Origin of the sequence: Rhizomonospora bruguierae, from assembly GCF_018397995.1 — a bacterium.
Taxonomy (GTDB): domain Bacteria; phylum Actinomycetota; class Actinomycetes; order Mycobacteriales; family Micromonosporaceae; genus Rhizomonospora; species Rhizomonospora bruguierae.
This window is the reverse complement of sequence record NZ_BBQH01000039.1, coordinates 18,707-32,612: the sequence shown is the minus strand read 5'-3', so window position 1 is coordinate 32,612 and position 13,906 is coordinate 18,707. Positions and strand designations below refer to the sequence as shown.

Sequence of the window (13,906 nt, the reverse complement as noted above, 5' to 3'; positions counted from 1 at the left end):
AGGGAGTTGCACGGTGCGGATCACGGGTACCGGTCACGCGAGCATGCGGATCGACACGCCAGCGGGGAGCATCCTCTGTGACCCGTGGGTGAACCCCGCCTATTTCGCGTCCTGGTTCCCGTTCCCGGATAATTCGGGGCTGGACTGGGAGTCCCTCGGCGACACCGACTACCTGTACGTCTCCCACCTGCACCGGGACCATTTCGACGCCAAGCACCTGCGCCGCTTCGTCTCGAAGAAGGCGACCGTGCTGCTGCCGGAGTTCCCGACCAGCGAGCTGGAGGACGAGCTGCGGGAGCTGGGCTTCACCAGCTTCCTGCGGACGAAGACCGAGCAGGTCGTCGAGCTGGACGGCGGCCTGAAGGTGATGATCCAGGCGCTGACCAGCCCCACGGACGGCCCGATCGGCGACTCCTCGCTGTGGGTGGAGTACGACGGGATCCGGTTGCTGAACCAGAACGACGCCCGCCCCACGGATCTCGGGCTGTTCGCCTCGCTCGGGCATGTGCACGCGCACATGCTCCAGTTCTCCGGCGCGATCTGGTACCCGATGGTGTACGAGCTGCCGGAGTCGGCGAAGCGGGCGTTCGGCAAGCAGAAGCGGGACCGGCAGTTCGACCGCACCTGGCGGTACATCGACGACCTGAAGGCGTCGTCGGTCTTCCCGATCGCCGGGCCGCCGTGCTTCCTCGACGACGAGCTGTGGCAGTTCAACGACATTTTCGGGGACGAGGGCAACATCTTCCCGGACCAGGGCAGGTTCCTGGAGGAGTACGCGAAGGTGGGTGGCACCAACGCGGTGGTGCTGCTGCCGGGCTCCGTGACGGAGGTGACCGCCGAGGGCGCGACCGGCGTGACCCACCCCGACGGCGTCACGCTCGAGGAGTTCTTCGCCGACAAGGAGCGGTACCTGCGCGAGTACCGGGACCGGCAGCGCGTGGTGATCGCGGCGGAGAAGGAGTCGTGGCGGCACCCGGAGATCGACATCCTGAAGGAGATGAAGCGGCGCATCGAGCCGCTGCTGGAGGAGTCGGTCTACCTGGCCAAGGGCGTCGGCGGGCCGGTGCGCTTCGACCTGGTCGGGTCGTCGGGAGACGCTGGCGAGGAGACCGTTGAATCCATTGTGGTGGACTTCCCGGGCAAGGAGGTGCGGCGGTACGCGGACGAGAAGGTGCGCTACCGGTTCCGCACCGAGCGGGCGCTGGTGGAGCACCTGCTGCACACCGGCGAGGTGGACTGGGTCAACTCGCTGTTCCTGTCCTGCCGGTTCTCGGCGGCGCGGATCGGCCAGTACAACGAGTTCGTGTACGCGTTCTTCAAGTGCCTGTCCGAGGAGCGCCTGCAGTACGCGGAGGGCTGGTACGCCGAGCAGAAGCCGGACGCCGAGGACGTCAAGCTGGGCGACTGGATCGTGCAGCGGCGCTGCCCGCACCTGAAGGCGGACCTGACCCGGTTCGGCGTCATCGACGGCACCACGCTGACCTGCCAGTTGCACGGCTGGAAGTTCGACCTGCCCAGCGGGCGCTGCCTGACCAGCGTGGGCCACGAACTGCGCTCCAAGCCGGCGGCGGACGCGCCCGCCGAGGTGGTCGAGGTGGCCGAGGCCACCGACGTGGACGGCTGATCCACCGGCCGGGTCAGCTGCCCTGACCGGCCCCCAGATCCGCGAGGACGCGGCGGGCCGCGTTGTGGCCCGCCGCACCGATCACGCTTCCGCCCGGGAAGCAGCCGGCGCTGCCCGCGTACAGGCCGTCCAGGCCGGTCGCGTACGGCATCCGGTCGGTGAACGAGACGGTGTTGTCCACGTGGTGGATGTGCCCACCGGTGATCCCGAACCGCTGCTCGATGCCGGGCGGGGTGAGCGGCAGGGTGTCCGCCACCAGGTCCGACGTGCCGGGGGCGTATCGGTCGCAGAGCGCCAGCAGCGACTCCACGTACCCCGGGAGCGCCTGTTCCCAGGTGCCGTCTGCCAGTTCGTAGGGGACGGACTGCACGAACAGCGCCGACGAGTGGTGCCCCGCCGGGTCCCGCAGCGACGGGTCGACCGTCGTGTGCAGGTACCACTCGATGGTGGGCTCGGCGGGCAGCCGGCCGGCGCACACGTCGGCCCACATCCGGCGCAGTTCGGCCATCGGCTCGCCACCGCCGTCCGACCCGGGCAACAGGTGGATCGTCGCGCCGAACGGGCTCGGTGCCTCCGGCGGCAGGCAGGAGAAGCGGGGCAGGTCGCGCAGGGCCAGGTTCACCTTGAGGGTGGTGCCGGTGCGGCGGGCCGCCGCCATCCGCCCGGTCAGCGCGGCCGGCAGCGCGCCGTCGGGGGCCAGGGCCATCAGCCGGTACGGGTCACAGGCGCCGAGGACGGCCCGGGCGGCGATGTGGTGGCCGCCGGCGAGGACCACGCCGGCGGCGGCGCCGGCGTCGACCGCGATGGACTCGACCGGCGTGCCGGTGAAGATCTGCGCGCCGGCCGCGCGGGCCGCGTCGGCGAACACCCGGGAGACGGTGCCCATGCCGCCCTGGGCGATCATCCAGGTGCCGTCCGCGCCGGGCAGCCGGCACATGTTGTGGACCAGGAAGTTGTGCCCGGTGCCGGGGTCGTCCGGGCCGGCGTTCAGCCCGGACAGGCCGTCGGTCACGGCGTACATGGCGACCAGCAGGTCGGAGCGGAACTGGAAGCGGGCCAGGTAGTCGGCGACCGAGCCGCGTACCAGGTTGATGAACGTGCTCTGCAGGGCGGGCCGGATGTACCGCTCGGCGGTCTCCTCGACCGGCAGCGGCTCGGCCAGCCAGGCCGGGCCGAGGTCGTTGCGCATCGCGCCCAGTTCTTCCTGGAGGGCGTCGTCGGCGGAGACATCCTCGGGGGTGAAGAACGAGGCCATCTGCTCGCGGATCGCCTCCCGGTCCCGGCCGAACAGCAGGTACGGCGAGCCGGATCCGCCCGGCGTGGGCAGGAAGTAGTGCGGATCCCGCCGCAGGGTCGGGATCGTCACGTCGAGGGTGCGCAGCAGCTCCGGCGGCATCAGGCCGAGCAGGTAGGAGCCGGTGGAGTGGCTCAGTTCCGGCACCTTGGGGAAGGGCCGCTCGGTGCGGGCCGCGCCGCCGATCACGTCGGTGGCCTCCAGTACCACGACCTTCAGGCCGGCGCGGGCGAGCAGGACGGCCGAGACCAGGCCGTTGTGGCCGGCACCGACCACGACGACATCGGCGCGCGAGGGGAGCTGCGGAGCGGTCATAGCAGGCGAGCGTAGCGGTGCCGGTCAGGCCGGCGCCCCGCCCAGGGACTTGACGACCCGCCGGACTTCTATCTCGAACAGTGGCGTCACGTCCGAGACCGCCCAGTGCAGGTGCCCGAACACCTCCATCGCCACCATGCCGTACAGGCGGGTCCAGGCGGCCAGGAACTCGTAGATGACCTCGACCGGCAGTTCGGGCTCGCCGTGCCTGAGCCGGAACGGTCCGAGGGTCGGGGCGAACGCCTCGGCCAGGTGGGGCGGGGGTGTCGTGGGGAACGGGCGCTGCGCCCACAGGTGCGCGAGCGTTTCCAGGAAGGGTGCGCCGAACCGGGCGGCGGCCTCCCCGCCCGGGCGGCAGGCCGAGGCGGCGGCCGCGTAGGCGTCGATGCCGGGCACCGGGTTGCCGAAGATCAGGCCGAATTCGGCCGGGTGCGCCAGGGACCACGCCCGGAACGCGTGCGTCATCGCGATGAGTTGCTCGACCGGGTCGGCGCCGGCGGCGTGCCGCGCGTCCTCCACGGCCACCCGCAGTTCCTCGTAGATGTCCTCGGCCAGGTGCAGGACCAGCGCGTCCAGGCTGGGGAAGTACCGGTAGATGGCCGGCGCGGTCATGCCCATGTCCCGCGCGATGGCGCGCAGCGAGATGGCTGGGACGCCGCCGGTGGTGAGCAGCCGCCGGGCGTGGTCCTTCAACTCCGTCACCGTGGCGGCACGCAGTCGTTCGCGGCGGCTGGGTGACGCCATCGTCATAGTTCCGCTCACTCCCTTGACCGGGCGAACGCCGCTTGCGATAGTGAACGGCGTTTATGGGGGTAAAGCCTGTGTGCAGCTTACCCGGTAGTCGAGGGGGTGCGCGATGTTCGCGTGGTGGGGGGCCGCCGTCGTCCGGGCGCGGTGGCTGGTGCTGATGGCGGCGGTGGTGTTCACCACCGTCGGCGCCCTGTGGGGGACCGGCGTATTCGGCCGGCTGCACGGGGGCGGCTTCGACGACCCGGACAGCGAGGCGGTCCGGGCCGCGAGCCGGATCTCCGCGGAGTTGGGTCACCAGAACGTCGACCTGCTGCTGCTCTACAGCAGCCCGGACCGGACCGTCGACGATCCGGCCTTTCGCGAGCCGGTCACCGCCAAGCTGGCCGAACTGCGCGCCCGGCCCGAGATCGGCAACGTCGTGAGCTGGTACGACACCCAGGCGCCGGACCTGATCTCGGCCGACCGGCACGCCACCTACGCGGCCGTCCGGTTGCGCGAGTCCGACCAGGACAAGCAGAGCGCGGCGTACAACGCGCTCAAGCCGGACCTGGCCGTGCCCGGCCTCACCAGCCAGGTCGGCGGCAACGCCGCGTTCATGGTCTCCGCCAACGAGCGGACCCGGGCGGACATCGGCCGGGCCGAGCTGCTGTCGATGCCGGTCCTGCTGATCCTGCTGATCCTGATCTTCGGCGGCCTGGTGGCCGCGTCGATGCCGCTGCTCACCGGCGTGCTGGCCATCCTCGGCGCGTTCATGGCCGTGCGGCTGCTCAACCTGGTCACCGACGTCTCGGTCTTCGCCATCAACATCATCACGCTGATCGGCATGGGCATGGCGATCGACTACGCGCTGTTCGTGGTCAGCCGGTTCCGCGAGGAACTGGCCGCCGGGCACGGGACCCCCGAGGCGATCCGGCGAACGATGGCCACGGCGGGCCGCACGGTCCTGGTCTCCGGGCTCACGATCGCGCTCGCCCTGGCCAGCCTGCTGATCTTCCCGCAGCCGTTCCTGCGCTCGATGGGACTCGGCGGGATCGCCGCCGTCCTGGTCGCCATGGTCGCCGCGCTGACCGTGCTGCCCGCGCTGCTGGCCGTGCTGGGTCACCGGATCAACGCGCTGCGCATCCCGCTGCCGTGGCGCCGCCGGGCCGCCGGGCCCCGCTCCGTCACGGACGGGGGCTGGGCGCGACTGGCCCGCAGCGTCATGCGCCGGCCGGCGCTGTACCTGGTGGGCGTGTTCGCGGTGCTCGCCGTGCTGGCGTCCCCGTTCCTGCGGGTCGAGTTCGGCGGCATGGACGAGCGGGTCCTGCCGACCGGCACGGAGTCGCGGGTGGTCAGTGAACGGATCCGCGCCGAGTTCCCCAACGGCACCGTCGCGCCGATCCAGGTCCTCATCTCCGGCGACGCCGCCGGGGCTGCGGCCGCCGCGCCGGCGTTCGCCCAGCGCGTCGCCGCGCTGCCGGACGCCTCCGGCGCGACCGTCATCGCCCAGCGCGGCGGGTCCGCCCTGATCTCCGTCACGTACCCCGGCGAGCCGGCCGGTGGGGCCGCCGAGAACCTGGTCCGCGCCATCCGCGACCTGCCCGCGCCGACCGGTGCGGAGGTCCTGGTCGGCGGGCGCACCGCGCAGAACATGGACCTGCTGTCCAGCATCGGCGCCCGGCTGCCCTGGATGGCCCTGATCATGGCGGGCGCCACGTTCACGCTGCTGTTCCTGGCCTTCGGCTCGGTGGTCCTGTCGCTCAAGGCCGTGCTGATGAACCTGGTCTCCATCGGCGCGTCGTTCGGCGTGGTCGTCTGGGTCTTCCAGGAGGGGCACCTCGCCGGCCTGCTGAAGTTCACCAGCCTGGGCGCCATCGAGCCGTCCAACCCGATCCTCATGCTGGCCGTCCTGTTCGGGCTTGCGACCGACTACGAGGTGTTCCTGCTCTCCCGGGTCCGGGAGGAGTACGACAGCACCGGGGAGAACCGCACCGCCGTGGCCAACGGCATCCAGCACACCGGACGCCTCATCACCGCCGCCGCGCTGCTGCTCATCGTCGTGGTCGCCGGCTTCGCCACCGGCGGCGTGCAATTCATCAAGCTCATCGGCGTCGGCATGATCGTCGCGATCGCGGTGGACGCGACGCTGGTCCGGGCGTTGCTGGTGCCGGCGACCATGCGCCTGCTGGGCCGCTGGAACTGGTGGGCGCCGGGGCCGCTGGCCCGGGTGTACCGGCGCTACGGCATCCGCGAGTCAGCGGGCACGCCGGAGATCCGCGAGCCCGTGCCGGCGAGCTGACGACAGAGGCGGCGGGCGAGGCCCCGGCCCCTGCCCGCCGCTTGCCCGTGGCCCCTGCCCTTCGAGATCACCCGCAGGGGTTTCCAGGCCCTGGGCGGCGGTGGAGCACAATAGCGCCGTGACCGTACCGCGCGACATAGTCCTGCTCGGCTCGACCGGCTCCGTGGGCACCCAGGCGATCGACCTCGTGCGCCGCAATCCGGACCGGTTCCGGGTGGTGGCCCTGGGCGCCGGCGGCGGGAACGTGGAACTGCTCGCCGCGCAGGCCCTTGAGCTGGGGGTGGAGGCCGTCGGGGTGGCGAGGGCCACCGCCGCCCAGGATCTCCAGCTCGCCTTCTACGCGGAGGCGTCGCGGCGCGGCTACGCGACGGGCGACTACAAGCTGCCGAAGATTGTTGCTGGGCCGGACGCGATGGCCGAGTTGGCCAGCTGGCCGTGCCACACCGTGCTGAACGCCGTCGTCGGCTCGCTGGGCCTGGCGCCCACGCTGGCGGCCCTGCGCGCCGGGCGCACCCTGGCGCTGGCGAACAAGGAGTCGCTGATCGCGGGCGCCCCGCTGGTCCGCGCCGCGCTGACCCGTCCCGCCCTGCTGGACCAGATCGTGCCCGTGGACTCCGAACACTCCGCGCTGGCCCAGTGCCTGCGCGGCGGCGCCCGGGGCGAGGTCAGCCGGCTGATCCTGACCGCCAGCGGGGGCCCGTTCCGGGACCGCCGCCGGGAGGAGTTGGCCGAGGTCACGCTCGTCGACGCGCTCGCGCACCCCACCTGGGACATGGGGCCGGTGGTCACGATCAACTCGGCGACCATGGTGAATAAGGCGCTGGAGGTCATCGAGGCGCACGAGTTGTACGCGGTCCCGTACGACCGGATCACCGTGATGGTGCACCCGCCGTCGGTGATCCACTCGATGGTGGAGTTCGCGGACGGCTCCACCCTGGCCCAGGCCAGCCCGCCGGACATGCGCCTGCCGATCGGCCTGGCGCTGGCCTGGCCCGAGCGGCTGCCCGGCGCCGCCCGGCCGGTGGACTGGACCGCCGCGCACACCTGGGAACTGCGCCCGCTGGACGACGAGGCGTTCCCGGCGGTCCGCCTCGCCAAGCAGGCGGGCGCGGCCGGGCACTGCCGCCCGGCGATCTACAACGCGGCGAACGAAGAGTGTGTGGCCGCGTTCCGCGCCGGCGCCCTGCCGTTCCTGGGCATCGTGGACACTCTCGAACGCGTCCTTGAGGGTGCACCGGAGTTCGCCGAACCGGGTACCGTCGAGGAGGTGCTCGCCGCCGAGTCCTGGGCGCGAGCGCGGGCTCGCGAGATCATCGACACCGTCCGCACGGCGGCGAAAGGGAGCTGAATGTACCTGCTTGGGGTGGTTCTGTTCGCCCTGACGATCCTCATCTCGGTGAGCCTGCACGAGGCCGGCCACCTGCTCACGGCCAAGGCGTTCGGGATGAAGGTCACGAGGTACTTCGTCGGCTTCGGCCCGACGCTGTGGTCCTTCCGGCGCGGCGAGACCGAGTACGGCGTCAAGGGCATCCCGCTCGGCGGCTTCTGCAAGATCGTCGGGATGACCCCGCAGGACGACGACGTGGCCCCCGAGGACGAGCCGCGCGCCATGTGGCGGTATCCGGTGTGGAAGCGCACGATCGTGATGTCCGCCGGCTCGATCACGCACTTCCTGCTGGCGTTCGTGGCGCTCTGGCTGGTCGCCATGTTCATGGGGCTGCCGAATCCGGCGATCAAGACCCCGCTGGCCGCCTACGTGAAGGTCACCGACTGCGTCGTGGTGCCCAACGAGGTCCGCGACTGCCAGCCCGGCGACCCGCCCAGCCCGGCCAGGCAGGCCGGCCTGCGCGACGGCGACGAGATCACGGCGGTGAACGGCACCCCGGTCACCACCTACGACGACCTGCTGGTCCAGTTGCGCGCCGCGAAGCCGGACAGCCCCGCGAGCATCACCTACGTCCGGGACGGGCAGCCGCACGACGCCCGGGTGACCCTCGGCGCGGTCCAGCGGCCCCCGCTGGACGATCCGGCCGGCTCGACCACCGCGGTCGCCGCGCTCGGCGTCTCCGGCCCGAACCTGCCGCCCGGCGTCCCGCCCACCGTGACGTACGGCCCGGTCGATGGGTTCAACGCCTCGGTGAAGTTCACCGGGCAGGCGTTCCAGGCCACGTTCGCGGCGCTCAAGCAGTTCCCGAAGAAGATCCCCGCGCTGTGGACCGCGATCACCGGCGGTGAGCGGGACGTGAACACCCCGATCAGCGTGGTCGGCGCCACCCGGATCGGCGGCGAGGCGGTGGAGCACGGCGCCTGGGAACTGTTCGTCTCGCTGTTCATCACGCTGAACTTCTTCATCGGCGTGTTCAACCTGCTGCCGCTGCTGCCGCTGGACGGCGGGCACATCGCGATCGCCTGGTTCGAGCGGGTCCGCTCCTGGCTCTACGCCCGGATCGGCCGGCGGGACCCCGGCCGGGTGGACTATCTCAAGCTCATGCCGGTGACCTACGCGCTGATTCTCGTCGGCGGCGTGTTCACCCTGTTGACAATCACCGCAGACATCATCAACCCGATCAGGCTCTTCCCGTGAGTGAGACCACCGTGACCGCAGTCAGTCTGGGCATGCCCGCCGTCCCACCCCCGCCGCTGGCCCCCCGCCGGGCCAGCCGGCAGATCATGGTCGGCCCGGTGGCCGTGGGGGGTGGCGCACCGGTGTCGATCCAGTCGATGACCACCACGGTCACCGCCGACGTGAACTCCACGCTCCAGCAGATCGCCGAACTGACCGCGGCGGGCTGCCAGATCGTCCGGGTCGCGGTGCCGTCGCAGGACGACGTGGAGGCGCTGCCGGCGATCGCGAAGAAGTCGCAGATCCCGGTCATCGCGGACATCCACTTCCAGCCGAAGTACGTGTTCGCCGCGATCGACGCCGGCTGCGCCGCGGTGCGGGTCAACCCCGGCAACATCAAGAAGTTCGACGACAAGGTCGCCGAAATCGCCCGCGCCGCCTCCGACGCGAAGGTGCCGATCCGGATCGGCGTCAACGCCGGCTCGCTGGATGCCCGCCTGCTCGCCAAGTACGGCAAGCCGACCGCGGAGGCGCTGGTCGAGTCCGCCCTCTGGGAGTGCTCGCTGTTCGAGGAGCACGGCTTCCGGGACATCAAGATCTCCGTGAAGCACAACGACCCGGTCGTCATGATCCGGGCGTACCGGCAGCTTGCCGAGCAGTGCGACTACCCGCTCCACCTGGGCGTCACCGAGGCCGGTCCGGCGTTCCAGGGCACGGTCAAGTCGGCGGTGGCGTTCGGCGCGCTACTCGGCGAGGGCGTGGGGGACACGATCCGGGTCTCGCTGTCCGCCCCGCCGGTCGAGGAGGTCAAGGTCGGCGCGGCGATCCTCGAGTCGCTCGGCCTGCGCGAGCGCGGCCTGGAGATCGTCTCGTGCCCGTCCTGCGGTCGGGCCCAGGTCGACGTGTACACGCTCGCCGAGCAGGTCACCGCCGCCCTGGAAGGGCTGCCGGTGCCGCTGCGGGTGGCCGTGATGGGCTGCGTGGTGAACGGGCCGGGCGAGGCCCGCGAGGCCGACCTCGGCGTCGCCTCCGGCAACGGCAAGGGGCAGATCTTCGTCAAGGGCGAGGTCATCAAGACCGTGCCGGAGTCGCAGATCGTCGAGACGCTTGTCGAGGAGGCCCTCCGGTTGGCCGACGAGATGGGTGCCGACCTCCCGGAGGACCTGCGCGACCTCCTGCCCGCCAAGCCCACCGTCACGGTCCAGTAAGCCCCGGTAAGCCCCGCGCGGTCAGCGCTGCGGCGGGTTACTCGGCCTCGGCGAGGATGGCGTAGAGCTTGCGCTTGGTCTCGTTGAGGACCTCCAGGGCCCGGGTGCGCTGCTCCGGGGTGCCGCTGAAGCCGACCTGGCGCAGCGCGTTCATGATCCCGAAGGCGGCGTCCCGGAAGTCCTGCGCCTGGGAGACGGTGTCGTCGGCGTACTCCTCCCATGGCGCGTTCTGCGCCGCCTGGGTCGCCTCCGCCTGCCCGGTCTCGGTCAGGGTGAACCGCTTCCGGCCGTTCTCCGTCTCGCTGGTGATCAGGCCCTCGTCCTCCAGCAGTTGGAGGGTCGGGTAGATCGAGCCCGGGCTCGGCCGCCAGATGCCGCCGGTGCGGCTCTCCAGCTCCTGGATCATTTCGTACCCGTGCATCGGGCGCTCGCTGAGCAGGGCGAGCACGGCGGCGCGCACGTTGCCGCGCCGGCCGCCCCGGCCGCGCCCCCGACCCCGCCAGTCCCCGTGGCCGTGCGGCCCGGGCGGGAAGGGGGGCCGGAACCCGAAGCCCCGGTGCCGGGCCTCGTGCATGGCCCAGAAGTCCCGCTTGAAGTCACGCATGTCGTTCCCCCATGGTCGATGTGTTGCCGATATATCGGAAGTGTATCGGCGACATTCTTGTGTGGGCAAGCCCTCGTTCTAACAGTACGGGCGTACGGCTAGAGTCGGCGCCGTGCCGCTTCTCCCCGAACCCGGTCCGACCCGGGTGCTCAGCCTCGCGACGCTGGTCAACACCGTCGGCCGGGGCGTGTACCTGGCCGCCAACGCGCTGTTCCTGACCCGCTCGGTCGGGCTGTCCGTCAACGAGGTCGGCCTCGCGCTGACGCTCGCCGCGCTGGTCGGCGTGATCCTCAGCACCCCGGCGGGCCACCTGGCGGACCGGTACGGCGCGAACCGGCTCCAGTTGCTCGCCCTGGTCTGGTCGGCGCTGGCGACCGTGGCCCTGCTGGCCGTGCGCACGTTCCCCGCGGCCCTGCTCGTCGCCGCCCTGGCCGCCGTCGGCGACGCGACCGTCCGCGCCGCCCGCGGCGCGGTGATCGCCGCTGCCGTCCCGGCCGGCCAGCGGGTACGCACCCGCGCCTACCTGCGCGCCACCACCAACGTCGGCATCTCCCTCGGCGCCGTGCTGGCCGGCGTCGGCCTCACCCTGGACACCCGGCCCGCGTACGTGGCGATGATCCTGGTCGATGCGGCCTCGTTCCTCGCCGCCGCCGCGATCCTGACCCGGCTGCCGGCGCTGCCGCCCGCCCCCACGGCCCCTGGGCAGCGCCGCGGGCTGATCGTCCTGCGCGACCGGCCGTTCCTCACCTTCGCGGTCCTCGACGGCCTGTTCATGATCCACCATTCGCTGCTGACCATCGGGTTGCCGCTGTGGATCGCCGAGCAGACCCGGGCGCCGCGCTGGATGGTCTCCGTGCTGCTGCTGCTTAACACCGTGATGGTCGTGCTGTTCCAGGTGCGCGCCTCCCGGGGTACCGAGAGCCTGGCCGGCGCCGCCCGGGCGGCCCGCCGCGCGGGACTGGTCATCGCGCTCGCCTGTGGACTGTTCGGCCTCAGCGCCGGCGTCCCGGCGGCCGTCGCCGTCCCGCTGCTGCTGATCGGCGCGCTGGTGCACGTGGTGGGCGAGTTGTGGCAGTCCGCTGCCGGCTGGGGCATCTCCTTCGGCCTCGCCCCCGCCCACGCGCAGGGCCAGTACCAGGGTGCCTACGGCATGGGCGCTCAACTCGGCGGCATGGTCGCCCCGGTCGTGGTGACCAGCCTGGCGCTCGGTTGGGGGCTGCCCGGCTGGCTGGTCCTGGGCGCGGCCTTCCTGCTGATCGGCGCGCTCGTCCCCGCCGTCGTCCGCTGGGGCGAGCGGACCCGGGCGCCCGAAGGGGAGCTGGTGACGATCAGCTGACCACCCACCCCCGCGGTGGGGCAGCATCTGGCAGTCTTGATTGGTGCTGACGATGCCGGTCCGCCATCTCGGTGACGCCGAGCGGGGCGCCGTGGAACGGCTGCTGGAATGCGACCCGTACGCCGCCGCCCAGGTGGCCGAGCGGGTGGCCGCCCGCGGCCTGTCCTGGTGGCGCGCCGACGGGCGGATCTTCGGGTACGGCGGGCGCCGGCAGCTCGAGTCCGTGTGCTGGCTCGGCGCGCACTGCACCCCGGTCCTGGCCGCGCCGCCCGCCGTCGCCGCCTTCGCCGACCAGCTTGGCACCGAGGAGCGAGCCTGCTCCTCGGTGGTCGGCCGGGCCGACCAGGTGCTCGGGCTCTGGGAGCGGCTCGGCGACGTCTGGGGCCCAGCCCGCGACGTGCGCCCCGACCAGCCCCTGCTGGTCGTGGACGCCCCGCCCGCCGTCCAGGCCGACCCGGGCGTCCGCCTCGTCCGCCCCGACGAGGTCGACGCCCTGTACCCCGCCTCCGTCGCCATGTACGCCGAGGAGGTGGGCGTCTCCCCGGTCGCCGAGGACGGCGGGCGCGGCTACCGCCGCCGGGTCGTCGAACTGGTCCGGGCGCGGCGGGCGTACGCCAAAATCGTGGATGGCGAAGTGCTGTTCAAGGCCGAACTGGCCGTGGTCACCCGGCAGACCGCCCAGTTGCAGGGCGTGTGGGTGGCGCCCGAGTTCCGTGGTCGCGGCTACGCCATCGCCGGCGTCGCCGCCGTCGTCCGCGACGCCCTCCGCCGCGTCGCCCCCACCGTCAGCCTCTACGTCAACGACTACAACGCCCCCGCCCGCCGCGTGTACGACCGCTGTGGCTTCCGCTCCGCCGGCACCTTCGCCACCATCCTCTTCTGACGCCCCACCCCGCCCGTGTCTCGCGAATCATGGTGGTGGATCGTTAGAGTCGCCCCGTGGATCTGGACGACACCGCCGCCCGGCTCGGGGTACCCGTCGAGGACGTCGAGCGCGTGCACCGGCTCGCCGGCGACCGGCCATCGGCTCCGCTGCCCGCCAAGGCCGACGCGCCCGCGATCCTCGACCGGCTCGCGGTGCGGCCGGACGACGCCGCCGAGATCATGGCGGGCTGGCCCGACCCGGACTCCCCACTATGGACCCCCGAGCTGCGCTGGCTGCTCGACCGCTCGATCGCCCTGGTCAGCGCCGATCTCGGGGGTCACGGCTGGCTGGTGCCCGGCCCGGAGCTGCCGCGCGAACGGGGTCCCGCCTGGCGGCATCTCTACGTGTACGCGTACCTGGCCCTGGTCGACGTCGTCACGGGGTACCACCGCGCCCACGGCATCGCCGATGCCGTGTCCTGGGCGACCCTCGCGGACCTGGGCCGCAACCTCGCGATCGACCGGCGGATGCAAGGCGAGGGCTGGCCGGTCACGCAGAGCTGGCTGACGCTGCACGCGCGCGGCGGCGTCTACGAACTGGGCCGGCTCCAGTACCAGCGCGGCAGCACCACCATCGACCTGCACATCCCGGACAACGGGCCGCTGACTCCGCAGGCCGTCTCGGCGTCGCTCGACGAGGCCCGGGCGTTCTTCCCCCGCCACTTTCCCGACGAGCACTACACGGCGTTCGGCTGCGGCTCGTGGCTGCTCGACCCGCAACTGTTGGATTACCTGCCGGGGGACGCCAACATCGCCCGGTTCCAGCGGAGGTTCGAGCTGGAGCCGTATGAGGAGCCGGAGGGGCTGGACGGCGACGTCGAGGTGCTGCGGTTCGTGTTCCGCACCCTGACCACGCCGCTCGACCAGCTCCCGCGCCGCACCGTGCTCCAGCGCGCGGTCGTCGACCACCTGATGGCCGGCCGCCACTGGCAATGGCGCCGCGGCCGCTTCCCGATCTAGCGGCACCCCTGGATCCCGTCTCGCGGATCTTGCCGGGTCGGGACAGCGCC

Annotated in this window: 11 protein-coding genes; 8 read left to right on the top strand and 3 right to left on the bottom strand. The window is 72.1% G+C overall.

The features are described 5' to 3' along the window. The first annotated feature begins 13 nt into the window (after positions 1–13). Positions 14–1,624 (top strand): Rieske 2Fe-2S domain-containing protein, encoded by a 1,611-nt coding sequence (locus tag KJS59_RS20390; protein WP_213454545.1) that lies wholly within the window; start codon positions 14–16, stop codon positions 1,622–1,624. Positions 1,625–1,637: 13 nt separating this feature from the next. On the opposite strand, the gene KJS59_RS20385 is transcribed toward KJS59_RS20390, so the two are convergent. Then, entirely contained in the window at positions 1,638–3,233 is a 1,596-nt protein-coding gene (locus tag KJS59_RS20385) for a phytoene desaturase family protein (RefSeq protein WP_213454544.1), read from the bottom strand. Between the two features lie 24 nt (positions 3,234–3,257). Beyond that, positions 3,258–3,983: a TetR/AcrR family transcriptional regulator gene (locus KJS59_RS20380; RefSeq protein ID WP_213454543.1), complete on the bottom strand. Its 726-nt coding sequence runs from the start codon at positions 3,981–3,983 to the stop codon at positions 3,258–3,260. 106 nt (positions 3,984–4,089) lie between these two features. On the opposite strand from KJS59_RS20380, the gene KJS59_RS20375 reads away from it, so the two are divergent. From KJS59_RS20375 to ispG, 4 genes are all read left to right on the top strand, one after another. Continuing rightward, positions 4,090–6,261: an MMPL family transporter gene (locus KJS59_RS20375; RefSeq protein ID WP_213454542.1), complete on the top strand. Its 2,172-nt coding sequence runs from the start codon at positions 4,090–4,092 to the stop codon at positions 6,259–6,261. A 118-nt stretch (positions 6,262–6,379) separates the two neighbouring features. Then, entirely contained in the window at positions 6,380–7,609 is a 1,230-nt protein-coding gene (gene dxr / locus KJS59_RS20370) for a 1-deoxy-D-xylulose-5-phosphate reductoisomerase (RefSeq protein ID WP_213454541.1), read from the top strand. Beyond that, positions 7,610–8,845: a M50 family metallopeptidase gene (locus tag KJS59_RS20365; protein WP_213454540.1), complete on the top strand. Its 1,236-nt coding sequence runs from the start codon at positions 7,610–7,612 to the stop codon at positions 8,843–8,845. It begins immediately after the preceding gene. Positions 8,846–8,856: 11 nt separating this feature from the next. Beyond that, positions 8,857–10,032 carry a flavodoxin-dependent (E)-4-hydroxy-3-methylbut-2-enyl-diphosphate synthase gene (gene ispG, locus KJS59_RS20360; protein WP_213454586.1) on the top strand — a complete coding sequence of 392 codons (1,176 nt, stop codon included), beginning with the start codon at positions 8,857–8,859 and terminating at the stop codon, positions 10,030–10,032. 37 nt (positions 10,033–10,069) lie between these two features. On the opposite strand, the gene KJS59_RS20355 is transcribed toward ispG, so the two are convergent. Then, positions 10,070–10,636, bottom strand: a complete 567-nt coding sequence (locus tag KJS59_RS20355; RefSeq protein WP_213454539.1) for a PadR family transcriptional regulator — start codon at positions 10,634–10,636, stop codon at positions 10,070–10,072. A gap of 112 nt (positions 10,637–10,748) precedes the next feature. Between KJS59_RS20355 and KJS59_RS20350 the strand changes: the two genes are divergently transcribed. The 3 genes from KJS59_RS20350 to KJS59_RS20340 are packed head-to-tail and all read left to right on the top strand — an operon-like array spanning position 10,749 to position 13,856. After that, complete coding sequence (locus tag KJS59_RS20350; RefSeq protein WP_213454538.1) at positions 10,749–11,972, top strand: MFS transporter; 1,224 nt, start codon at positions 10,749–10,751, stop codon at positions 11,970–11,972. 43 nt (positions 11,973–12,015) lie between these two features. Then, entirely contained in the window at positions 12,016–12,855 is an 840-nt protein-coding gene (locus tag KJS59_RS20345) for a GNAT family N-acetyltransferase (protein ID WP_213454537.1), read from the top strand. Positions 12,856–12,911: 56 nt separating this feature from the next. Beyond that, a complete protein-coding gene (locus tag KJS59_RS20340) occupies positions 12,912–13,856 on the top strand; it encodes an acyltransferase domain-containing protein (protein WP_213454536.1) in 945 nt (314 codons plus the stop codon). Positions 13,857–13,906: the final 50 nt, after the last annotated feature.

Excerpts from the sequence above, each read along its gene's own strand:
- KJS59_RS20365 (WP_213454540.1), top strand. The coding sequence starts at position 7,610 with ATGTACCTGCTTGGGGTGGTTCTGTTCGCCCTGACGATCCTCATCTCG.
- KJS59_RS20375 (WP_213454542.1), top strand. The coding sequence starts at position 4,090 with ATGTTCGCGTGGTGGGGGGCCGCCGTCGTCCGGGCGCGGTGGCTGGTG.
- KJS59_RS20380 (WP_213454543.1), bottom strand. The coding sequence starts at position 3,983 with ATGACGATGGCGTCACCCAGCCGCCGCGAACGACTGCGTGCCGCCACG.
- KJS59_RS20385 (WP_213454544.1), bottom strand. The coding sequence starts at position 3,233 with ATGACCGCTCCGCAGCTCCCCTCGCGCGCCGATGTCGTCGTGGTCGGT.
- KJS59_RS20355 (WP_213454539.1), bottom strand. The coding sequence starts at position 10,636 with ATGCGTGACTTCAAGCGGGACTTCTGGGCCATGCACGAGGCCCGGCAC.